Below are 22,206 nucleotides of genomic sequence, written 5' to 3'. Positions count from 1 at the left end.
CCTGGGTCACCGAATCCCCCCGGCCCCGCGGCGGACGGCGGCGCGGGCGTCGAGCCCGGCGAGGCCGCGCACCGCGACGTACGCCTTCTCATGGCCCGGCAGCGAAACGCGGCCGCGCAGGACGGCCGCGGGGTCCTGGGCGATCCGCTCCAGGAGTCTGCGGTAGATGCCCGCCATGGCGGCCACGCACGCCCCGCTGCGCCGGTCCAGCATGGGCAGCAGCCGGTAGCCCTCGGCGAAGAGCGCCCTGGCCCGCCGGACCTCGAACTGCACCAGACCGGTGAAGTCGGCTTCGGGCGGGGCGGCCGAGGTGTGGAAGGCGTCGGCGCAGCCGAACTTGGCGAGGTCCTCGGCGGGCAGATAGGTGCGTCCGGTCGTGGCGTCCTCGCGGACGTCGCGCAGGATGTTGGTCAATTGCAGCGCGAGACCGAGCGTATCGGCGTACTCGGGGGCGCGGTCGGCGTCGCGCGCGCCGGGTACGGTGCCGAACACGCCGAGGGAGAGCCGCCCGATGGCGCCCGCCACACAGCGGCAGTAGCCCTTGAGGTCGTCCCAGGTTTCGTACGACTGCCCGGCCACGTCCTTCAGCACGCCGTCGATCAGCTCGTCGAGCCCGCCGAGCGGGATCGGGAAGCGCCGGGCGGCGTGGCTGAGCGCGACGGCCACCGGGTCGGTGTCGTCCTCCTCGATCGCACCGGCCCGGATCCGGTCGAGCAGCCCGCGGGTCTCGGCGAGCCGGGTGCGCTTGGCGTCGGCGGCCAGCGCGCCGTCGCCGATGTCGTCGATGCGGCGCGAGAAGGCGTAGAGCGCCGACATCGCGTGGCGCTTCTCGGTGGGCAGCAGCCTGATGCCGTAGGCGAAGTTGCGGGCCTGGTGCCCGGTCACGGCCTCGCAGTAGCGGTACGCCGCGAGCACTGGCGCGGACGCGTGCGGAGATCCGTCCACGGTCCGGCTCACCCCTCTCTTCGCAGTGTCGCCCCCACCTCGCGCAGCAGGCTGAGCTTGGTGGGCCTGGGCGGTCCAGGGAGTACGTCATGTCCCGCGGCCGCGACCGCCCGCAAGGCGGCCCGCCCCCCGGCCACGAATCCGGCGAGCAGCACCTTCAGCCTGCCGTGGACGCTACCCACCAGTGGGGTGCCTTCATTCAGCAGGTCTCGGGCGCGTTCCGCCTCGTACGCGACCAGGGCACACACCGATGCACCGCCCTTCGGGGCGGCGAGGTCGGCCTCGGTCACCCCGAAGCGTTTCATGTCCTCCGCCGGGAGGTAGACGCGGTCCCTGCGAAGGTCCTCGGAGACGTCCTGCACGTGCTCGATGATCTGCAGGGCGGTGCAGATCGCGTCGGAGCGGCGGACCCGCTCGGGGGTGGTGGTGCCGGTGATGCCGAGGACGAGCCGGCCCACCGGATTGGCGGACAGCTCGCAGTAGTCCAGCAGCTCCTGGAAGGTGGCATACCGCCGGACCCGCTGGTCCTGCCGGTTGGCCTCGATCAGGCCGCGGAAGGGGGCCGGGGTGAGACCGTGGCGGCGGACGGTGGGGCGCAGCGCGCGCAGCAGCGGATGGCGGGGCGGCGTGGCGGGGGTGTCGGCGAAGACGCGGTCGAGATCGGCCTCGAAGGCGTCGAGCATCGCCACGGGATCGTCGGCGAGGGACCGGTCGAGGCCCAGCAGCTCGGCGTCGGCGCCACCGGGGGGCAGATCGCCGTCGCCGATGTCGTCGACCAGCCGGGCGTAGCCGTAGACGGCCATGAGATCGGCGCGCCAGGCGCGGGGGACGAAGAAGGGGGCCACGGGGAAGTTCTCGTGCGCGGCCTTGTCGAGCACGGCACGCGCGGCTTCCTGCCCGCCGCTCAGGCTGCCCGACGTGGTGGAGGACCCGCTGCGCTCGTCCTCCGCGGTCACCGTGGACAGCCAGGCGTACGGGCGAGGGCCAGGACGCCGCGCGGATCCCGGTGACCGGGGCCCGTGGGCGTACTGGAGATGGGCCGTGGAGCCAATGCCGTCACATCCCCCGTTCTACACCGGTTGCCAGGGTCGGCACGATCCGGACACGCCGCGCCGACATGTCAAGGGTGTCCGGCCGGACACCCTCGAACAGGTGACAGCCGCACACGTCCGACGTGATCCGGTTGGGCATTGCCACAGCTTACGCCTCTCGACGCACACGCGTACGGGGGCCACACTTTGGCAACGCCCCCGAGGCCCGCCCGCCGACCGGGTCAGGCGGCCTCGTCGTAGAACTCGGTGATGTCCAGCATGGTGCACAGGTCGCGCAGCTCGAACTCGAAGAACGACTGCCCCTCCGAGAGCCCGAACGACATGTGTCCCAGCGCCTCCATGGAGATCACCCCGTACAGCCGCGCCCAGCAGCGCAGCATGACGGCGATGGCGCCCGGCGGCATGTCCACACCCTGGTCCTCGCTGAGCGCCCCGAGCTGACGGGCCAGCGCCGGATCCAGCTCCTCCTCCTCGGGAGCCGGGAAGCCCCGCACCCGCCACAGGTCGGAGACCAAGTCGGAGAAGACGGACCCGAAGACCCAGCCCATGGTGCGCTCCGGCTTGGTCTCCTCGCGCCCGAGGCCCGGGGCCCAGGGTCCGAGGATGAGCCCGAACTCATGCGGATGCTTGATGGCCCAGACGCGCAGCGCCCGGGCGCCGCCGATCAGTCTGCGACCGGGCTCGCCCTCGGGGAGCTGCCCGATGACCCCGCGCATATAGCGGGCCATTTCCGCGAAGATGTCCACCCGCAGCTGCAGGATCAGCGCGTCCCGGCTGCTGAAGTAGCGATAGACGGCCGGCGCGGTCATGCCCATCTCCCGCGCGATGGCCCGGATGGTCACATTTTCCGGGCCCTCCTGAACCAGGAGCGTCCGGGCGACGTCCTTGATTTCGCGGATGGTCGCGATGCGCAACCGCTCACGCCGTGAGTACGGTGCGACGTGCGCTTCCCCTGGCGACACGCGTCCCCCTCCCTCATACCCCGCCGCTCGGCAACCCGGCGTACACGCACACGATACAGCGCCTCCGTTTAGTGAACAGCGGCAGCGGCGGTACCTCTGCGTCACCTTCGGCTCGCGCGCGGCCCACCGGGAGACCGCGCCGCCGCGGCCGGAACCGAGGGACGGCCGGTCGGCGGCCTGCCGCCGCGCCCCGGGGCGCCCCGGACGGCCCGTCCGCGCCCTGGCGACAGGGCGAAATTCCACCTGGCGGACGTGTGTTCACCAGGTCCCTCCCCCGATACGGAACACAGCTTCCGCTTTCCCCGCGCCGATCGACCGGATCGCCATGGTGCTCAATTCCCGGCAGCAGTCGCACGCGTCACCCCCCGTAAGCCCGATGAACCATTCTGACCACCACCTTAGTCGGGCGGGGTGACAGTGCGTGAGCTTTTCCACAGGACGGGTGCACACAGAAGGGCCGGAACCGCCTCGCGGCCCCGGCCCCTCCCGGTTTTCGGCTACTTGCCGGTTTCCTTCTCGTAGGCCTTGATGACCTCGTCCGTCGGCCCGTCCATCAGCAGCTCGCCCTTCTCCAGCCACAGCACCCGGTCGCAGGTGTCCCGGATGGACTTGTTGTTGTGGCTGACGAGGAAGACCGTTCCGGCGTCCTTGCGCAGCTCCCGGATGCGGGCCTCGGAGCGCTTCTGGAACTTCCGGTCACCGGTGGCCAGGGCCTCGTCGATCATCAGGACGTCGTGGTCCTTGGCCGCCGCGATGGAGAAGCGGAGGCGGGCCGCCATGCCGGAGGAGTAGGTGCGCATCGGGAGGGTGATGAAGTCACCCTTCTCGTTGATGCCCGAGAAGTCCACGATGTCCGCATACCGCTCGCGGACCTGCTCGCGCGACATCCCCATGGCCAGACCGCCCAGAATGACGTTCCGCTCACCGGTGAGGTCGTTCATCAGGGCCGCGTTGACGCCGAGCAGCGACGGCTGGCCGTCGGTGTAGACGCTGCCGCGCTCGGTGGGCAGGAGGCCCGCCACGGCCTTGAGGAGGGTCGACTTGCCGGATCCGTTGGAGCCGATGAGGCCGATCGACTCACCCTTGTACGCCACGAAGGTGACGCCGCGCACGGCGTGCACCTCGCGCATACCGGGCGAGCCCTTGCGGCGCAGGATGCGGCTCAGCGCGGCGGTCGCGCTGCCACGGCCCTTGGGGCCGCCGTTGACGCGGTAGACGATGTGCACGTCGTCGGCGATGACGGTGGGCACGCGTGCCTCGGCGGGCGCGGCCCGCTCGACGGTTTCGAGTGTCTGCTCAGCCACGGCCGTACTGCTCCTCTGCCTTCCAGAAGTACACGAAACCCCCGACGCCGAAGAGCACCGCCCAGCCCAGAGCGAACGACCAGACGTGCGGCGGCAGGGCCTCGGGCATGCCGTCGATCAGCGCGTACCGCATCAGATCCATGTAGACCGCCGCCGGGTTCGCCAGCAGAACGTCGGAGACCCAGGAGTGCGCTCCCGCCTTCTGGAGCATGTGCTCCAACGGGTACATCACGCCGGAGGCGTACATCCACGTGCGCAGGATGAACGGCAGCAACTGTGCCAGGTCCGGAGTCTTGGCGCCCATCCGGGCCATGATCAGGGCGAGACCGGTGTTGAAGACGAACTGGAGTGCCAAGGCCGGGATGACCAGGAGCCACGAGAAGTCCGGGAAGTGTCCGAAGCCCAGCAGGACGACGACCAGCACGATCATCGAGAACAGCAGCTGCTGGAGCTGCTGGAGCGAGAAGGAGATCGGGAGCGAGGCGCGCGGGAAGTGCAGGGCCCGCACCAGACCCAGGTTCCCGGAGATCGCCCGCACTCCGGCCATGGCGGAGTTCTGCGAGAAGGTGAAGACGAACACCCCCGTCACCAGGAACGGGATGTACTGCTCGTTCCCCATGCCGCCCCTGCCGCCCAGCAGCAGGCCGAAGATGAAGAAGTACACCGCCGCGTTCAGCAGCGGCGTCGCCACCTGCCACAGCTGACCCAGCTTCGCCTGGCTGTACTGGGCAGTGAGCTTGGCCTGCGAAAAGGCCAGGATGAAGTGACGCCGGCCCCACATCTGGCGGATGTACTCGCCGAGGCCCACCCGGGCACCGCTGACCGACAGGCCGTACTTCTTCGCCAGCTCGGCGGGGGACAAGCCGTCGTCGGGTGATGGCGGGGCACTCACGGCGACCGCACTGTCGTGCGTAGTCTCGCTCACAGTTGACACTTTCGTCTTCAGGGTGCGCTGAGCGGGGCCGCGCCCCGGGTCGCGCTCGATGCGTATCTGATACGAGCTTGTCAGATGACAGGAGGTCGGCCCAGTCGGGTCAGGCGCCATACCGTACGCCACTTCATGGGCCGCCGTGGACCACAAGGGGTCTTCCAGCCTTCCCGGAACCCTCCCAACCAGGCACGAAGCGCGGTTTTGGAGGGACGCCTGGCCAGTGTGAGCAGCAGCCAGACGCCCAGGTACACGGGTACGAGCAGGGCCGGAAGGTTACGCCGGGCCAGCCAGACCCGGTTGCGCGCGACCATGCGGTGGTAGACCGCGTGCCTGCTGGGCGCGGTGGTCGGGTGGTACAGCACCATGTCCGACCGGTAGTCGATCATCCATCCGGCATCCAGCGCCCGCCAGGCCAGATCGGTCTCCTCATGGGCGTAGAAGAAGTCGTCCGGCAACCCGCCGACCTGCTGGAACACCACGGTGCGGACCGCGTTGGCACCACCGAGGAAGGTGGTGACCCGCGAGGACCGCATGGGGTCGGCGGCGCGCAGCCGGGGCACATGGCGGCGCTGGGTGACGCCCGTATCGGGGTCGGCGATACGGAAGGAGATGATGCCCAGCTCCGGGTCGGCGGCGAACGCCGCACGGCACAGCTCGGCCGTGTCGGTGCCCGGCAGCAGCCCGTCGTCGTCCAGGAACAGCAGGACGTCGACGTCGCGGCCGCCCGGTCCGAACGCCTCGATGCCGACGTTGCGCCCCGCCGGGATGCCCACGTTCTCGGGCAGCTCGATGGTCCGTACGCCCTCGGGGAGCGCCGGAAGGGGCGAGCCGTTGCCCACGACGACCACCTCGATCGGATCGCCGTCCTGTTTGGCGACCGAGTCGAGCAGCGCGCGCAGCTCTTCGGGGCGGTTGCCCATGGTCAGGACAACCGCTCCGACCCTCATCGTGCCGCCCGTCACTTGAGCCTGCTCGACGCGAGGATGGACACGAGGTGAAGCAGGGTTTGCAGCACGGCGATACCGGCCAGTACGGCTACGCCCAGGCGGGTGAAGAACAGGTCGCCGCGCACCTGGTCCACGACCGCCAGCACGAGGATGAGCAGCGACGCCTCGATGCCGAGGATCAGCCGGTGGAACTTCAGCGCCCCGGCCGCCTTGCGGGCCAGCGCCATACCGGACGAGCGCGGCTCGGAGGCCGCCTCCTTGACCGGCGGCAGGCCGCCCTGGTGCCGGGCGACCCCGACGAGGTCGGTCTCGGCCTTGATCAGGATGGCGCCGAGCGCGGCGAGGGTGCCGAGGAACGCCCACAGCCAGTCGATCCGCCCCGAGCCCCACAGGTCGGCGGCGCGCAGACCGAAGCCGACGAGCACCGCGGCGTCGCACAGGTAGGCGCCGACCCGGTCCAGATACACACCGCCCAGCGAGAACTGCTTCTTCCAGCGGGCTATCTCACCGTCGACGCAGTCCAGCAGCAGGTAGAGCTGGACCATCAGCACCCCGAGCACGGCGCCCGCGATCCCCGGCACCAGCAGGGCCGGGGCGGCGAGGACGCCGAAGACGGTCATCAGATACGTCAGCTGGTTGGGCGTGACCCGCGTGTTCACCAGGTACCGGTCGCAGCGCAGCGAGATCTCCCGCATGTACAGGCGCCCGGCCCAGTGCTCACCGCTCCGCCGGTCCTTCACCCCCGCGGGGTGAACGACCGGGCGGAGTTCAGCCACTGATGGCTTGACTGACTGCTTTGGCATAGTCGGCGTATGCGTCCCTGATCGCGTCGGATGAGAGGTCGAGGTGCTCGAGGATCGTGTAGCGCCCGGGGCGGGTCTTCGGCGCGTACTCCACGACCTGGACGAACTCGTCCACGGTGAAGCCGATCTCCTCGGGCAGCACCGGAAGACCGTGCCGGTGCAGCACTTCGGCCATGAACGCCGACTGCTCGTGCTCCCCGCGCAGGTACATCGCGAACGCCCCGCCAAGACCGCACTGCTCGCCGTGGCTCGCCGCGCGCTTGGGGAACATGAGGTCGAAGGCGTGGTTGATCTCGTGGCAGGCGCCGGACGCCGGACGGGAGTCGCCCGCGACCGACATCGAGATGCCGGTGAGGACCAGGCCCTCGGCCAGCACCTGCAGGAAGCTGTCGTCACCGACACCGCCGGGGTGGCGCAGCACCGCCTCGCCCGCCTGGCGTGCCATGGCGGCGGCGAGTCCGTCGATCTGCTCGCCCGTCTCGCGGTTGGACAGCTCCCAGTCCCGGACCGCCGAGATGTTGGAGAGCGCGTCGCCGATGCCGGAGCGGACGAAGCGGACCGGGGCCTCGCGGATCACATCGAGGTCGATGACCACGGCGATCGGGTTCGGCACGCCGTACGAGCCGCGGCCCGCGTCGTTGTCGAGGGTCGCGACCGGTGAGCACAGACCGTCGTGCGAGAGGTTCGTGGCGACGGCCACCAGCGGAAGGCCGATGCGCGCCGCGGCGAACTTCGCACAGTCGATGATCTTGCCACCGCCGAGCCCCACGACCGCGTCGTAGTGCCCGGACTTCATCCGGTCGGCGAGCTTGATCGCGTCATCGAGGGTGCCGCCGCCCACCTCGTACCAGCTCGCGCCCGGCAGCGCCGGGGCCAGCCGCTCGCGCAGCAGGGCCCCGGAGCCGCCGCTGATCGCGACGGCGAGCTTGCCGGAGGACGAGATCCGCTGGTCGGCCAGGACGTCCGCCAGGTCGTCCAGGGCGCCCGCGCGGATGTCGACGACGAGCGGCGAGGGGATGAGCCTCGTCAGTACTGGCACGCGATCTCACGGCCCTTCGCCAGATCGTCGTGGTTGTCGATCTCGACCCACTTGATGTCGCCGATGGGCGCGACGTCGACCTTGAAGCCGCGGTTGACCAGCTCCTGGTAGCCGTCCTCGTAGTAGAGGTCGGGGTCGCGCTCGAAGGTGGTCTTCAGCGCGTCGGCGAGGTCGGCCGCGGCCTCGCCCTCGATGAGGGTGACGCCGATGTACTCGCCGGTCGCCTCGGCCGGGTCCATCAGCTTGGTGATCTTCTGGACGCCCTTGGCCGGGTCCGTGACGACCTTCATCTCCTCGTCGGCGAGCTGCTTCACCGTGTCGAGGGCGAGGATGATCTTCTGGCCGTCGCCGCGCGCGGCGAGCAGGGTCTTCTCGACGGAGACCGGGTGCACGGTGTCGCCGTTGGCGAGGATCACGCTGTGCTTGATCGCGTCACGCGCGCACCACAGGGAGTAGGCGTTGTTCCACTCCTCGGCCTTGTCGTTGTCGATCAGGGTGAGCTTGAGGCCGTACTTCTGCTCCAGGGCCTCCTTGCGCTCGTACACCGCCTCCTTGCGGTAGCCGACCACGATCGCGACCTCGGTCAGGCCGACCTCCGCGAAGTTGCCGAGGGTCAGGTCGAGGACGGTGGTCTCACCGTCGACCGGCACCAGGGCCTTGGGGAGGGTGTCGGTGTAGGGGCGCAGACGCCGTCCGGCGCCGGCCGCCAGCACGAGGCCGATCATGCGGGTTCTCCTGTTTCGTCGTGGACAGCGGGTGCTCCGGAGGACACCCAGAAGCGGATGCTCTCGATGAGCACCGTCAGCGCGATGACCACGGCGAGCGCGGTCAGCGCGATGGTGAAACCTTGGTTCGGGCCGCCCTGGCTCCGGCCGTGCAGCAGCGCGGCGATGGCCGTGACCACCAGGATCCGCCCCTCGTGCCCGCCGATCGCCCGCACCAGCCCGTGCGGGGGCGCCCCGGTGCCACCGCGGATGCGGTACACCGTGTCGTAGTGATGGTAGGCGACGGCCGACACCAGCCCGAAAGCAGCGGGCAATGCTCCGTTCACCTGCGAGCGGGCGGCGAGGATGAGGACGGTCCCGTACTCGGCGGCCCGGAACAGCGGCGGCACCAGCCAGTCGAGGGAGCCCTTCAGCGGTGCGGCGACGGCGCAGCCCGCGAGGACGGCGTAGAGCGCGGCGCCCGCGACGGCGAGCCAGGAGCCGTACGGCAACGCGGCGGCACCGGCGACAAGCAGCGCGGCGCCGAGGGCGGCCGCGACCGGGGCCAGATAGCCGCGCGGCGTGCGGGCGGTCGCCTTGGCACCCAGCTCGGCGAGCGGGCCCGAGTCCGCGAGGTCGGCGAGGGCCTGCGCGGCCCGGTCGGTGCGCCGCGCCTTGCGGGTGAGCGAGCGCAGCACCCGCCCGGCGGTGGTGTAGCAGGCGGCCAGCGCGCAGCCGATGAGCAGGACGTAGAAGGTGATGCGGGGCGTGGTGAGCGCGGTCAGCACGGCGATCATCGCCCAGCGCTCGCCGATCGGCAGCACGATCATGCGCCGCACCCAGACCGTCCAGCCGACGCTGTTGAGACGGTCGGAGAGGGCGGCGGTGGGGCTGGAGTTGCCGGTGGCGTCGTGGTTGGCCTCGTTGAACGAGAAGTCCACGACATGGCGGCAGGTCTGCAGCACCATCGCGCCCAGCGCCAGCGCCCATACGTCGTCGCCGCCGTGACCGCCGCCGGCGTTGGCGGCGCCGAGGGCGAGGCCCGCGTAGTACGCGTACTCCTTGGCCCGGTCGAACGTGGCGTCCAGCCAGGCGCCGAGGGTGGAGTACTGCAGCGAGTAACGGGCCAGCTGGCCGTCGGTGCAGTCGAGGACGAACGAGGCGATCAGCAGCACCCCGGCCGCGACGAACCCGGGCCGGGTGCCGGTGGCGGCGCAGCCCGCCGCGATGAGGGCGGTGAGGAGGGAGGCGGTGGTGACCTGGTTGGGCGTCAGTCCGCGGCGGGCGCACCAGCGGGCGATGTAGCGGGAGTAGGGGCTGATGCAGAAGGTCGTGAAGAAGCCGTCCCGCGCCTTCACGGCGCTGCGCAGCCGCACCTGCTCCTCGTCCACGGCGGCGGTCCGCGCCAGCGCCGCCGCCCGCCGCTCCTCGTCCGCGGGCACGGCGGCGACGAGCACGCCCAGCTCGGGCCGGTGCGGGGGGACGCCGTCGGCGTCGAGGGCGGCGGCGATGTCGTCCACGAGGGAAGGCGTACGGGCCTCTCCCGTCCCCTCGGTGTCGGTTTCCTCGGCGCTGCCGACCGTGGCCACCTGCCCGGCGGCAGCGGCGGCCGCGGGCGCCGGCGTGCGCTCGGCCTGCCCGGCGGCGCCGGGGGCGGCCGCGGCGGCCGTCAGCGCGCGGGCCAGCGCGGCCCGGGCTTCCGGCTGCGCCGTCAGCGCGCCGGGCACGGCGGCCGCGGGGAAGCGGGGGTCGGTCAGCGCCAGGCGGAGGGCGTGGCCGTGGCCGACGAAACGGGGATCGACGAGGGCCACCCGCTCACGCGGCGGGACGGCGGCCAGCTCCGTCGCCACCCCGGCCGCGTCGATCGCCGTGCGCACGTCGAAACCCAGCGACCGCAGGTCGTCCTGGAGAGACGAGCCGGCGACCGGGGCACCGGTGAGAATCGCGGTCGACAGACGAACTCACTCCTTGGCAGCTGACATGGTGACCGCGCCGCTCTGGCACAGGCCTGGAACCCTGGAGCCCTGAGGGGACAGCGGGCATCGCGCATCCCGGTCCCGGGTGGGGCGGGCGGCGTGTCGGCAGAGGCTATCGGATCGATGGAAGCGACCGTTCACCGCGCATTCACCACACGATCGGGGGAACGACCGCTTCCGCGCGCCGTCGATCATCATGGTGGATGGCGTGTCCCCTCGACAAACGGGCGCCGCCCTGACCTGTGGATAGGGTGCCGTCATGACGTGGCTGATCACAGGTGGTGCCGGATATATCGGGTCGCATGTCGTACGGGCCATGGCCCGGGCGGGCGAGCCGGTGGCCGTGCTCGACGACATCTCCAGCGGAATCCCCGGGCGGCTGCCCGAGGACGTTCCGCTCGTGCGCGGCTCCACCCTGGACCGTGAGCTGCTGGACCGTACGTTCGCCGAGCTGAACATCACCGGTGTGGTGCATCTCGCGGCGAAGAAGCAGGTCGGGGAGTCCGTCGAGCAGCCGCTGCGGTACTACCGGGAGAATGTGCACGGTCTCACGGTGCTGCTGGAGGCCGTGGCCGCCGCCGGGATCGAGAGCTTCCTCTTCTCCTCCTCCGCCGCCGTCTACGGCATGCCGGATGTGGAACTGGTCACCGAGGACACCCCGTGTGTGCCGATGAACCCGTACGGGGAGACCAAGCTCGCCGGAGAATGGCTGGTCAGGGCCGTGGGAGCGGCGCATTCCGTGTCGACGGCCTGTCTGCGCTACTTCAATGTGGCGGGTGCCACGCGGCCTGAGCTGGCCGACACCGGAGTGTTCAACATCATCCCGATGATGTTCGAGCGGATCACCCACGGGGAGGCCCCGAGGATCTTCGGTGACGACTACGCGACCCCGGACGGCACCTGCATCCGCGACTACATCCATGTCGAGGACCTGGCCTCCGCCCATCTCGCCGTGGCCCGCCGCCTGGCCGCGCGGCCGGGCGCGGGCGATCTGACGGTGAACATCGGCACCGGTCAGGGCGTCTCGGTGCGCGAGATGGCCGACCTGATCGCCGAGGTCACCGGCCGACCCGAGCTCACGCCCGTGGTCGGGCCCCGCCGCCCGGGCGACCCGGCCCGGGTCGTCGGATCGACCGAACTGATCACCAAGGAACTGGGCTGGACCGCCCGGCACGACGTGCGCGCGATGGTGGAGTCCGCCTGGGAGGGCTGGTGCCTCCACCACCCGTAGGGGGTGCCTTTCGGATCAGGCCGGATCAGGGAGCGGGGTCAGGGGGCACCTCCCAGCGGTAGCTGGGGGAGCGTGCGATCGCAAGGCGGAGGAGGAGAGCGCAGCGGCGCTGCGCGCGACGACGACAACGCGGCGAGCGTGCGTGCCAGGCCCCGCGAGCCCGGCATGACCCGGAAGGCACCCCCTGGGCCCGCCGGGGCTGACCCCGGGCCCCCGCCACGGCCGGCCCGGACGGCGGTACGGCCCGCCCGGGCCGTGGCCCCGGCGTAGTTCACTGGGGACAGGGGCCGCCCCGGGCAGGAGGGCCGTATCGACATGGGCGCAGGTCATGACCACCGCACCGCGGGCGCCGGGCATCAGTGGCGGCTGTGGATCGCGCTCGTCGTCACCGTCACCGTGATGGTCGTGGAGATCGTCGGCGGGCTGCTCGCCGATTCCCTCGCGCTGCTGGCGGACGCCGGGCACATGGCCACCGACGCGCTCGGTCTCGCCATGTCGCTGCTGGCGATCCACTTCGCGGGGCGCCCGCCCAGCCCGCGGCGTACGTACGGATACGCGCGCGCCGAGATCCTGGCGGCGCTGGGGAACGGTCTGCTGCTGTTCGGGGTCGGCGGCTACATCCTCTGCGAGGCGGTGCTGCGCTTCCTCCACCCCGCCGCCACCCAGGGCCGCCTGGTGATCGTCTTCGGGGCAGTCGGGCTGGCCGCGAACCTGGTGTCACTGGCCCTGCTGCGCGGCGGGCAGCGGGAGAGCCTGAACGTGCGGGGCGCGTTCCTGGAGGTGCTGGCGGACGCCCTGGGGTCGGTCGCGGTGCTGGTGTCGGCGGGGATCATCCTGGCCACGGGGTGGCAGGCGGCCGACCCGATCGCCTCGCTCGGGATCGCGCTCATGATCGTGCCGCGTACGTACACCCTGCTCCGGGAGACGCTGAACGTCCTCCTGGAGGCGGCGCCACGGGATGTCGACATGGCCGCGGTGCGCGCCCACATCCTCGCCCTGCCCGGTGTGGAGGGGCTGCACGATCTCCATGTGTGGACGATCACCTCGGGGATGCCGGTGCTCTCCGCGCATGTGGTGGTCGGCCGGCCGGTGCTCGACGCGGTGGGCCATGAGCGGCTGTTGCACGATCTCCAGGGGTGTCTGGGGACGCATTTCGACGTCGCACACTGCACGTTTCAGCTGGAACCGGGTGGACATGCTGATCACGAAGCCCGGCTGTGCCAGTGACACGTGCATGCGTGCGGCAGACTTGGGGGCCAACGTCGTAACTATGAGGACGGTCATGCCGATCACACCCGCCAACGGCCCTTCCGCCGAGACCGCAGCGCCCTCCGCGCCGAACGGCTCGACGGAATCGATCATGCTCGAACTGGTCGATGAGGACGGCACCACGATCGGCACCGAGGAGAAGCTCACGGCACATCAGGCGCCCGGGCAGCTGCACCGGGCGTTCTCCGTCTTCCTCTTCGACGAGCAGGGGCGGCTGCTGCTCCAGCGGCGCGCCCTGGGCAAGTACCACTCCCCCGGCGTCTGGTCGAACACCTGCTGCGGCCATCCGTACCCCGGTGAGCCGCCGTTCGTGGCCGCGGCCCGCCGCACCGGCGAGGAGCTGGGCATCGCGCCCGCGCTGCTCGGCGAGGCGGGCACGGTCCGCTACAACCACCCGGACCCGGCCTCGGGTCTGGTCGAGCAGGAGTACAACCACCTGTTCGTCGGGCTGCTCAAGGAGACGCCGCGGCCTGATCCGCAGGAGATCGGCGAGACCGCCTTCGTCACACCGGACGAGCTGACGAAGCTGCACGCGGAGGGCCCGTTCTCCGCGTGGTTCATGACCGTGCTGGACGCGGCCCGGCCGGCGATCCGGGAGCTGACCGGGGCGGCCGCAGGCTGGTGAGCGGCCCGCCGGATACGGGGCCGGGCACCGGGCCGGGGACGGCGGGGGTCAGCGGCAGGGCGGCCCAGACCGCCTTGCCGCCGCTCGCCGTGTGATCCACGTCGTATCTTCCGCCGGACTCCTCCGCGATCGCCTGCACCAGCAGCAGCCCGCGGCCGCCGGTCCGCCCCTGGTCCGCCTCCAGCTCCAGGGGCCTGGGCCGGTACGGATGGTTGTCCTCGACGGCGACCCGCACCCAGCCCCGGCCGATCGACACCTCGACGGCGATCTGCGGGGAGAGCAGCGCCGCGTGCCGCACGGCGTTGGTGACCAGCTCGGAGACGATCAGCAGCAGATTCGGCACCAGATCGCCGTGCCCGGACACCCCCTGATGGGCCAGCAGATCACGCACCGCGTGCCGCGCCTGCGGTACGGAGGATTCCAGGGCCGGAGCGGTGAACCGCCACGCCCCCTCGCCGACCGCCGGTCCGCGCGGCGGGGCGTGCCCCGGTTCGGAGGGGACTCTCCCGACGATCTCCATGCCCGACACCCACCCATCGCCACGGCTCGACCTCTCGGGTCGAGTGTTGGGAATGGTCTGGTACGGACCGATGGAGTGACCACAACTGTGCACCTATCGACCGCTTTTGTTCGTTGGCGTATGCCAGGGTCACTCGCTCGACTGTTCCTGCCCGTCTGGATGACGCCCCCTGGCGCCTATGGCTTGACCCCGGCCTCGTGCCCCGGCGTGGAGGGTTCGTAGCGCCCGGATACGATCCGCCGCATGGAGCCCTGTCTGCGGCACGAGGTCACGGACGGCATAGCGACCGTCGTCATCCGCAATCCCGCCAAGCGCAACGCGCTCACCCCCGCCATGTGGCGGGCGCTGCCCCCGCTGCTCGACGGGCTCGCGGCCGACCCCGCCGTACGGGCGCTCGTGCTCACCGGCCACGGGGACACCTTCTGCGCGGGCGCCGACATCGGCTCGCTGAGCGCGACGTACGAGGAGACGACCGGCCTCGCGCTGCCCGCCGAGGAGGCCCTCGCGGCCTTCCCCAAACCGACGCTGGCCGCCGTGCGCGGCTACTGCGTGGGCGGCGGCTGCCAGCTGGCGGCCGCCTGCGACCTGCGGTTCGCCGAGGAGGGCGCGCTCTTCGGGATCACCCCGGCCAAGCTCGGGATCGTCTACTTCCCCGGCTCCACCCGGCGGCTGGTGGAGCTGATCGGACCGGCCGGCGCCAAGTACCTGCTGTTCTCGGGCGAACTGATCGACACCGCGCGGGCGCTGCGCACCGGGCTGGTCGACGAGGTGCTGCCGGCCGGCGGGCTCGACAAGCGGGTCGAGGAGTTCACCCGGGTGCTGGTGTCCCGGTCGCGGCTCACCCAGGCGGCGGCCAAGGAGTTCGCGGCCGGGCCCGCCGACGCGGAGCGGGTCGCGTACTGGCAGGAGCAGGCGCGGGTCAGCGGGGAGGCCGGGGAGGGCATCGCCGCCTTCCTGGAGCGCCGGGCGCCCCGCTTCGGCTGGTCCCCGCCGGTCCCCTGACCGCACCGGAACCGGCCGCCCGGCCCCGGCTTCCAACCCCGGCTGCCGGCCTGCCTTACCAGCCGGTAGCGTGCGGCCCATGACCACACTTCCCCAGCACGCCGTACGGCGCTGCCACTCCGTCGTCAATCCGCTGCACTCCTGCGTCTACTTCGCCCCGGACTACGCCAACGAGCTGGCCGAACTGGGCTTGGAGGAGCGCGGCGCCGTCTACTTCGTGGGCCGTGCGGCGGCGTTCGGCCGGGTGGGCGCGGGGACCGTCACCGCGACCTTCTACAACTTCAAGCACGAACTGGTCGCCCGCCACATACCGCGGGCCTGGGACGTGGTCTCCCCCGAGGCCGCGCTGGAGGCCCGGCTGCGGGCGGCCGACTCCGTGCTGCGGCGGCTGCTGGGGGACGACGCGGTGGCGTCGAAGGAGATGGCCGAGGCGGCCGAGCTGGCGCTGCGCGCCACCGAGGCGTGTTCCCGCTCCGCCCGCCCCCTGTACGCCGCCCACGCCGACCTCCCCGTGCCCGAGGCCCCGCACCTGGCCCTGTGGCACGCCGCCACCCTGCTGCGCGAGCACCGCGGCGACACCCATCTGCTGACCCTCGTCGCCGCCGGGCTGGACGGAGTGGAGGCCATGGTCAGCCATGCGGCGACCGGCAAGGGCATGTCCCCGAAGTGGCTTCTGGCGACCCGTGGCTGGACGGCCGAGGAACTGGCCGCCGGACAGGACCGGCTGCGCGAGCGCGGGCTACTGGACGAGGCGGGCGAGCTGACCCCGGCCGGTGCCGAGCTGCGCGAGTCCCTGGAGGACGACACGGACCGCCTCGACGCCGCCCCGTACGAGCACCTGGGCGCGGCGGGGGTGGCCCGGCTGACGGAGCTGGCCGGGGCGTTCACCACGCGGGCCCTGGAGGCGGGCGCCTTCCCGGCGGACCTCCTCGGCAAGCGCTGACGGCGCCTGGGACGCGGGTTTGCGCGGGGTGAGGGGGGATACCCGGTGGATGAGTGATCGGCCGCCCTTTCACCGGGCGCCCAACCGCGCGCCGCGCACGCCGGCGAGTGCCCGTGCTCCGCGTACGTGCGGCGCCCGGAGGCGGCTGCCGAACCGTTCTCGACCGATGGGAGGCCTGAAGTGTTGCGTGCTGTCGCCGATGTGCTCCGCGCCATCGGATCCACGATCGCCACGGTGGTGACGCTGCCGTTCCGTGCCATTGCCCGGCTGTTCGGCGGGGCCGCCGACACGGCGAGCGGCGCGGGCCGCCGCAGGCACACTTAAGGCCCGTACGGCCCCTCGGCCCCCTCCGAGGCCCGCCGAACATGTCGTCCGTGACCGCTTCGTCACTGCCACCTGCCACAATGCAGATGCAGTGCAGACCGAAAGCGGAGCGTGATCGTGACGACGTCCATCGAAGGCAGGATCGCCGAGGAACTCGGCGTACGGGAACGGCAGGTCAAGGCCGCCGTCGAGCTGCTCGACGGCGGCTCTACCGTGCCGTTCATCGCGCGCTACCGCAAGGAAGCGACGGAAATGCTCGACGACGCGCAGCTGCGCTCCCTGGAGGAGCGGCTGCGCTATCTGCGCGAGCTGGAGGAGCGGCGCGCCGCGATCCTCGAATCGGTCCGGTCGCAGGGAAAGCTGGACGAGGCGCTGGAGGCGCAGATCCTCGCCGCCGACTCCAAGGCCCGGCTGGAGGACATCTACCTCCCCTTCAAGCCGAAGCGCCGCACGAAGGCGCAGATCGCCCGCGAGGCCGGTCTCGAACCGCTCGCCGACGGGCTGCTCGGCGACCCGACCGTGGAGCCCACGGCGGCGGCCGCCGCGTTCGTGGACGCCGAGAAGGGCGTCGCGGACGCCGCCGCCGCGCTGGAGGGCGCGCGGGCGATCCTCACCGAGCGGTTCGGGGAGGACGCCGACCTCATCGGTGAGCTGCGCGAGCGCATGTGGTCGCGCGGCCGGGTCGCCACCAAGGTGCGGGAGGGCAAGGAGGAGGCCGGCGCCAAGTTCGCCGACTACTTCGACTTCGCCGAGCCCTTCACCGAGCTGCCCTCGCACCGGGTGCTGGCGATGTTCCGCGGTGAGAAGGAAGAGGTCCTGGACCTCACCCTGGAGCCGGAGGAGCCCTCCGAGGACCCCGGCCCCACCTCGTACGAGCGGTCCATCGCGCAGCGCTTCGGCATCGCCGACCGCGGCCGCCCGGCCGACAAGTGGCTGGCCGACACCGTGCGCTGGGCCTGGCGCACCCGTGTCCTGGTCCACCTCGGCATCGACCTGCGGCTGCGGCTGCGGCAGGCCGCCGAGGACGAGGCGGTGCGCGTCTTCGCCGCCAACCTCCGCGATCTGCTGCTCGCCGCCCCGGCCGGCACCCGCGCCACGATGGGCCTCGACCCCGGCTTCCGTACCGGCGTGAAGGTGGCCGTCGTCGACGCGACCGGCAAGGTGGCCGCGACCGACACGATCTACCCGCACGTCCCGCGCAACAAGTGGGACGAGTCGCTGGACCGGCTCGCCAAGCTGGCCCGTGAGCACGACGTCGAGCTGATCGCCATCGGCAACGGCACGGCGTCCCGGGAGACCGACAAGCTCGCCGGTGAGCTGTGCGGCAAGCACCCGGAGCTGAAGCTGACCAAGGTGATGGTCTCCGAGGCGGGCGCCTCCGTGTACTCCGCCTCCGCCTTCGCCTCCCAGGAACTGCCGGACCTCGACGTCTCGCTGCGCGGTGCGGTGTCGATCGCGCGCCGGCTCCAGGACCCGCTGGCCGAGCTGGTCAAGATCGACCCGAAGTCGATCGGGGTCGGTCAGTACCAGCACGATCTGTCCGAGGTGAAGCTGTCGCGCTCGCTCGACGCGGTGGTCGAGGACTGCGTGAACGGTGTCGGGGTGGACGTCAACACCGCCTCCGCCCCGCTCCTCAGCCGGGTCTCCGGCATCGGCGCCGGGCTCGCGGAGAACATCGTCGCCCACCGCGACAGCAACGGGCCCTTCCGCAGCCGCAAGGCCCTCAAGGACGTGGCCCGGCTCGGCCCCAAGGCGTACGAGCAGTGCGCGGGCTTCCTCCGCATCCGCGGCGGCGACGACCCGCTGGACGCCTCCAGCGTGCACCCCGAGGCCTACCCGGTGGTGCGCCGCATGGTCACCTCCACCGGCGGCGAGGTCACCTCGCTCATCGGCAACACGGCCACGCTGCGGTCGCTGCGGCCGGACGACTTCGTGGACGACGCCTTCGGTCTGCCGACCGTCACCGACATCCTGAAGGAGCTGGAGAAGCCGGGCCGCGACCCGCGCCCCGCCTTCAAGACGGCGACCTTCAAGGAAGGCGTCGAGAAGATCGGCGACCTGGCGTCCGGGATGATCCTGGAGGGCGTCGTCACGAACGTGGCCGCGTTCGGGGCGTTCGTGGACATCGGGGTGCACCAGGATGGGCTGGTGCACGTCTCCGCGATGTCCAAGACGTTCGTCAAGGATCCGCGGGATGTGGTGAAGCCGGGTGACATCGTGCGGGTGAAGGTCCTCGACGTGGACATCCCGCGCAAGCGGATCTCGCTGACGCTGCGGCTGGACGACGAGGCCGCGGCTTCCGGTGGGGGCGGTCGCTCCGACCGCTCCGATCGCTCCGATCGCTCCGAGCAGGGCGGCGGACCCCGCCGCTCCGCCCCCAAGCAGCGCCAGGGCGGCGGCCGCGGGGCGCGCGGCGGCCAGCGCGGCGGCGGAGGCGGGCGCGACGCGGCTCCCGCCAACGGGGCGATGGCGGACGCGCTGCGGCGGGCGGGGCTGCTGGACCCCAAGAAGCGGTAGCTTCCGGGCGGGGTGGTTCTTCCCACCCCGCCCCTCCCCGCCCCGGGGGCAAGCCCCCGGGGCGGGGAGGGGCTCCACGGCCCGCCCGGCCCGGCTGCGGCGGACCTCGCCCACGAACAGGGCGGGTCGAGCAGTCGAGCGGCGGCCCGGGCTGCGGGCCTCGGACTCCCCCAGCTACCGCTGGGAGGTGCCCCTGGACGGGCTGGGCAATGGCCCCGGCCCGGGTGGCTTCGCCCCGCCCACGGCAGAGCGGGTCGGTGACGCCAGACCGTAGGACCGGTCGCGGGACGGGACCTGCGGCTGGCCGCGCCCACCGAGCGCGGGCCGGGCTGCACTGCCGCCCGGCCCAGACCCTGGACGGGGCGAGCGGTGGGACGGCCGGTCTCCACGCCGGAGCGGCTGGCAGCTGAGGAACCGCCGGACGGCCCGAGCAGCGGTGCCCGCCCCGGACCCGGGACCGAGGCCCCGCAAGCCGAACCAACTGGGGCCGTCCCCGGACGCGGGGGCAGGCCGAGCGGTAAGGGCGGCGAGCCCCGGACGTCGAGCGAGTGGGCAGGGCTGTCGCTGGGTGGAGGGCACCGGACCGGGGCCCTTCTCGGCGGGGTCAGGGCTCGGTGACTCGGCCCTCGGTTACGTGGAGGCGGCGGGTGGTGTGGACCGCTTCCAGCATGCGGCGGTCGTGGGTGACCAGGAGCAGCGTGCCCTGGTAGGAGGCCAGGGCCGACTCCAGTTGCTCGATCGCGGGCAGGTCCAGGTGGTTGGTGGGCTCGTCCAGGACCAGCAGGTTGACGCCTCGGGCCTGGAGCAGGGCCAGGGCCGCGCGGGTGCGTTCGCCCGGGGACAGCGTGGACGCGGGGCGCAGCACGTGGGCGGCCTTGAGGCCGAACTTGGCCAGCAGCGTCCGTACGTCCGCCGGCGCCAGGTCCGGCACCGCCGCGCCGAAGGCGTCCAGCAGGGCCTCGCTGCCGAAGAACAGCGCGCGGGCCTGGTCGACCTCGCCCACCACCACCCCCGGTCCGAGTGACGCCTGGCCCTCGTCCAGGGGGAGGCGGCCCAGGAGGGCGGCCAGCAGGGTGGACTTGCCGGAGCCGTTCGCGCCGGTCACGGCGATCCGGTCGGCCCAGTCGATCTGCAGGTCGACCGGGCCGAAGTGGAACTCGCCGCGCCGCACCTCGGCCCCGCGCAGGGTCGCCACGACCGCGCCCGAGCGCGGTGCCGCGGCGATCTCCATCCGCAGTTCCCACTCCTTGCGCGGCTCCTCGACCGTCTCCAGCCGCTCGATCAGCCGGTCGGTCTGGCGGGCCTTGGCGGCCTGCTTCTCGGTGGACTCGACACGGGCGTTGCGGGCGATCTTGTCGCCGTCGGTGGCCTTGCGGCGGGCGTTCTTGACGCCCTTGTCCATCCAGGCGCGCTGGGTGCGGGCCCGGGCCTCCAGGCCGGCGCGGGTGTCCGCGTACTCCTCGTAGCGTTCGCGGGCGTGCCGGCGGGCGGTCTCCCGCTCCTCCAGGTAGGCGGTGTAGCCGCCGCCGTAGAGGGTCACCTGCTGCTGGGCCAGGTCGAGTTCGAGGACCTTGTCGACGGTACGGGCCAGGAATTCGCGGTCGTGGCTGACGAGCACCGTACCGGCGCGCAAGCCGCCGACGAACGTCTCGAGGCGCTGGAGCCCGTCGAGGTCGAGGTCGTTCGTCGGCTCGTCGAGCAGGAAGACGTCGTACCGGCTGAGCAGCAGCGAGGCGAGACCGGCGCGGGCCGCCTGGCCGCCGGAGAGGGCGGTCATGGGGCGGTCGAGCGAGATGTCGAGCCCGAGGGAGGCGGCGACCTCGTCGGCGCGTTCGTCGAGGTCGGCGGCGCCGAGCGAGAGCCAGCGCTCCAGGGCGACGGCGTACGCGTCGTCCGCGCCCGGCGCGCCGTCCGCGAGCGCCTGGGTGGTGGCGTCGAGGTCGGCCTGGGCGGCGGCCACGCCGGTGCGGCGGGCCAGAAACCCCCGTACGGTCTCCCCCGCCCGCCGCTCCGGCTCCTGCGGGAGGTGGCCCACCGTGGCGTGCGGCGGGCTGATCCGGATGGCGCCCTGCTCGGGGTCGGTGAGCCCGGCGAGCAGCCGGAGCAGGGTCGACTTCCCGGCCCCGTTGACCCCGACGAGGCCGATGACCTCGCCCGGGGCGACGACGAGATCGAGCCCGGAGAAAAGGGTGCGGTCACCGTGTCCGGCGGCCAGGTCCTTGGCGACGAGAGTGGCAGTCATCAGGCGCCCGATCCTAACCGCCGCCGGTTCTCGCGGGCTCGGCGATTTCCCCGCCCCGGCCCGGCGGGCACGCGAGTGGCTGCCCGCAGGGGCGGTGGGCCGAACCGGTCGTGGTCGGCGACGGCCCGGAGACCGCCCCCGCCCCTACGGGACCACCGGCGTCGTCAGGATCGTGTCCGTCGTGCGGGCCACGAGAAGGGATGCGCCTCGGAGCGCCTTGGGGGGGCAGGGCCAGGCGGTGGAGGCCCGGGGCAGGCGGGCGTCGAAGAGGTCGTGGGTGTGGGGGCGGGAGAGGCGGTCCAGGCGGTCGGCGGCGAGGCGGACGCGGCACTCGGTCGTGACCTCGACGAGTGCTTCCCCGCTCCGTGCGGCGAGGCGGACGAGGCGGCGGTGGTCCAGCGGGGCGCGGTCCAGGGCCTGTTCGACCGGGGCAACGGGCAGGGGGACGATGGGGGCGAGGCCGGTGAGGAAGACGGCGTCGGAGCGGGCCTTCGTGGAGGCGTCCCGTACGGCGTCGCGCTCGTCCTGAGGGGTCGTCCGGCCGAAGAACACCACACCGTAGCGGCGGAGTTCGGCCGCGTGGGCGCCCACCGCGTCGAGGGTGATCTCGGCGCCGATGCCGGTGCGCCGCAGTGCGGCGGCGAGCCTGGCGAGGAGCGCGGCGCGGCGGCCGACGAGGAGGACGCGGCGGTCGGCGGCGGTCGTGGGCGTCGGGGTCACGCAGCAGGCGGCCCAGTTCGGCGCGGTATCGGTTGCCGTGGAAGCGGTAGGGGCCGATGCCGTGGTAGCCGTCGAGTGCGGGGGCGGGGGTCTGGTCGGTCTGCCGGCGGAAGTCGCGCCAGACGATGTCGGGCCCGTCCCGTTCGATGG

Annotated in this window: 20 protein-coding genes; 7 read left to right on the top strand and 13 right to left on the bottom strand. The window is 72.2% G+C overall.

Annotation, left to right across the window (positions count from 1 at the left end; genetic code table 11):
* Positions 1-6: 6 nt before the first annotated feature.
* The 10 genes from hpnD to ACFZCY_RS20770 form a co-directional block, all read right to left on the bottom strand.
* The gene (gene hpnD, locus ACFZCY_RS20815) at positions 7-957 is read right to left on the bottom strand and encodes a presqualene diphosphate synthase HpnD (protein ID WP_391174996.1); all 951 of its coding nucleotides are present in this window, start codon (positions 955-957) and stop codon (positions 7-9) included.
* Positions 954-1,823 (bottom strand): squalene synthase HpnC, encoded by an 870-nt coding sequence (gene hpnC, locus ACFZCY_RS20810; protein ID WP_391175937.1) that lies wholly within the window; start codon positions 1,821-1,823, stop codon positions 954-956. Before hpnC ends, hpnD begins: the two co-directional genes overlap by 4 nt.
* Before the next feature lie 395 nt (positions 1,824-2,218).
* Complete coding sequence (locus ACFZCY_RS20805) at positions 2,219-2,959, bottom strand: TetR family transcriptional regulator (RefSeq protein ID WP_391174993.1); 741 nt, start codon at positions 2,957-2,959, stop codon at positions 2,219-2,221.
* 497 nt (positions 2,960-3,456) lie between these two features.
* On the bottom strand, positions 3,457-4,263 hold the full coding sequence (locus tag ACFZCY_RS20800) for an ATP-binding cassette domain-containing protein (protein WP_391174990.1): 807 nt from the start codon (positions 4,261-4,263) through the stop codon (positions 3,457-3,459).
* Complete coding sequence (locus ACFZCY_RS20795) at positions 4,256-5,188, bottom strand: ABC transporter permease (protein WP_055557416.1); 933 nt, start codon at positions 5,186-5,188, stop codon at positions 4,256-4,258. Before ACFZCY_RS20795 ends, ACFZCY_RS20800 begins: the two co-directional genes overlap by 8 nt.
* A gap of 80 nt (positions 5,189-5,268) precedes the next feature.
* Positions 5,269-6,141, bottom strand: coding sequence for a glycosyltransferase (locus tag ACFZCY_RS20790; protein ID WP_391174987.1), 873 nt, complete (start codon positions 6,139-6,141; stop codon positions 5,269-5,271).
* Between the two features lie 11 nt (positions 6,142-6,152).
* Positions 6,153-6,944 carry a CDP-alcohol phosphatidyltransferase family protein gene (locus tag ACFZCY_RS20785; RefSeq protein WP_079038785.1) on the bottom strand — a complete coding sequence of 264 codons (792 nt, stop codon included), beginning with the start codon at positions 6,942-6,944 and terminating at the stop codon, positions 6,153-6,155.
* Positions 6,910-7,983, bottom strand: a complete 1,074-nt coding sequence (locus ACFZCY_RS20780; RefSeq protein ID WP_391174983.1) for an iron-containing alcohol dehydrogenase — start codon at positions 7,981-7,983, stop codon at positions 6,910-6,912. The genes ACFZCY_RS20785 and ACFZCY_RS20780 overlap by 35 nt, the downstream gene beginning before the upstream one ends.
* Positions 7,971-8,708: a sugar phosphate nucleotidyltransferase gene (locus ACFZCY_RS20775; protein WP_055557413.1), complete on the bottom strand. Its 738-nt coding sequence runs from the start codon at positions 8,706-8,708 to the stop codon at positions 7,971-7,973. Before ACFZCY_RS20775 ends, ACFZCY_RS20780 begins: the two co-directional genes overlap by 13 nt.
* On the bottom strand, positions 8,705-10,642 hold the full coding sequence (locus tag ACFZCY_RS20770) for a DUF5941 domain-containing protein (protein WP_391175935.1): 1,938 nt from the start codon (positions 10,640-10,642) through the stop codon (positions 8,705-8,707). The genes ACFZCY_RS20775 and ACFZCY_RS20770 overlap by 4 nt, the downstream gene beginning before the upstream one ends.
* 280 nt (positions 10,643-10,922) lie before the next feature.
* Here ACFZCY_RS20770 and galE point away from each other — a divergent pair, with 280 nt between their 5' ends.
* From galE to idi, 3 genes are all read left to right on the top strand, one after another.
* On the top strand, positions 10,923-11,894 hold the full coding sequence (gene galE / locus ACFZCY_RS20765; RefSeq protein WP_391174978.1) for a UDP-glucose 4-epimerase GalE: 972 nt from the start codon (positions 10,923-10,925) through the stop codon (positions 11,892-11,894).
* A gap of 315 nt (positions 11,895-12,209) precedes the next feature.
* Positions 12,210-13,121 carry a cation diffusion facilitator family transporter gene (locus tag ACFZCY_RS20760; protein WP_391174975.1) on the top strand — a complete coding sequence of 304 codons (912 nt, stop codon included), beginning with the start codon at positions 12,210-12,212 and terminating at the stop codon, positions 13,119-13,121.
* Between the two features lie 55 nt (positions 13,122-13,176).
* Positions 13,177-13,788, top strand: a complete 612-nt coding sequence (gene idi / locus ACFZCY_RS20755) for an isopentenyl-diphosphate Delta-isomerase (protein WP_361479022.1) — start codon at positions 13,177-13,179, stop codon at positions 13,786-13,788.
* Here the strand turns inward: idi and ACFZCY_RS20750 are convergent.
* A complete protein-coding gene (locus tag ACFZCY_RS20750) occupies positions 13,721-14,308 on the bottom strand; it encodes an ATP-binding protein (RefSeq protein WP_391174971.1) in 588 nt (195 codons plus the stop codon). The two genes, idi and ACFZCY_RS20750, sit on opposite strands and share 68 nt — an antisense overlap.
* Before the next feature lie 243 nt (positions 14,309-14,551).
* Between ACFZCY_RS20750 and ACFZCY_RS20745 the strand changes: the two genes are divergently transcribed.
* The 4 genes from ACFZCY_RS20745 to ACFZCY_RS20730 all read left to right on the top strand — a co-directional run bounded on the left by ACFZCY_RS20745 (position 14,552) and on the right by ACFZCY_RS20730 (position 19,094).
* On the top strand, positions 14,552-15,310 hold the full coding sequence (locus ACFZCY_RS20745; protein WP_391174967.1) for an enoyl-CoA hydratase-related protein: 759 nt from the start codon (positions 14,552-14,554) through the stop codon (positions 15,308-15,310).
* Between the two features lie 79 nt (positions 15,311-15,389).
* Positions 15,390-16,253, top strand: a complete 864-nt coding sequence (locus ACFZCY_RS20740; RefSeq protein WP_391174964.1) for a hypothetical protein — start codon at positions 15,390-15,392, stop codon at positions 16,251-16,253.
* A 180-nt stretch (positions 16,254-16,433) separates the two neighbouring features.
* Positions 16,434-16,577, top strand: a complete 144-nt coding sequence (locus tag ACFZCY_RS20735; RefSeq protein ID WP_391174962.1) for an LPFR motif small protein — start codon at positions 16,434-16,436, stop codon at positions 16,575-16,577.
* Between the two features lie 117 nt (positions 16,578-16,694).
* The gene (locus ACFZCY_RS20730) at positions 16,695-19,094 is read left to right on the top strand and encodes a helix-hairpin-helix domain-containing protein (RefSeq protein ID WP_391174958.1); all 2,400 of its coding nucleotides are present in this window, start codon (positions 16,695-16,697) and stop codon (positions 19,092-19,094) included.
* Positions 19,095-19,698: 604 nt separating this feature from the next.
* Here the strand turns inward: ACFZCY_RS20730 and ACFZCY_RS20725 are convergent.
* Both ACFZCY_RS20725 and ACFZCY_RS20720 read right to left on the bottom strand, forming a co-directional pair.
* Positions 19,699-21,336 (bottom strand): ATP-binding cassette domain-containing protein, encoded by a 1,638-nt coding sequence (locus ACFZCY_RS20725; protein WP_391174956.1) that lies wholly within the window; start codon positions 21,334-21,336, stop codon positions 19,699-19,701.
* 144 nt (positions 21,337-21,480) lie between these two features.
* Positions 21,481-22,056, bottom strand: coding sequence for a hypothetical protein (locus ACFZCY_RS20720; protein WP_391174953.1), 576 nt, complete (start codon positions 22,054-22,056; stop codon positions 21,481-21,483).
* Between the last annotated feature and the right edge of the window lie 150 nt (positions 22,057-22,206).

The organism is Streptomyces sp. NPDC007983 (genome assembly GCF_042958345.1).
GTDB lineage: Bacteria > Actinomycetota > Actinomycetes > Streptomycetales > Streptomycetaceae > Streptomyces.
Note: the sequence above shows the minus strand (reverse complement) of the source record. Positions and strands in the feature narration are given on the sequence as shown.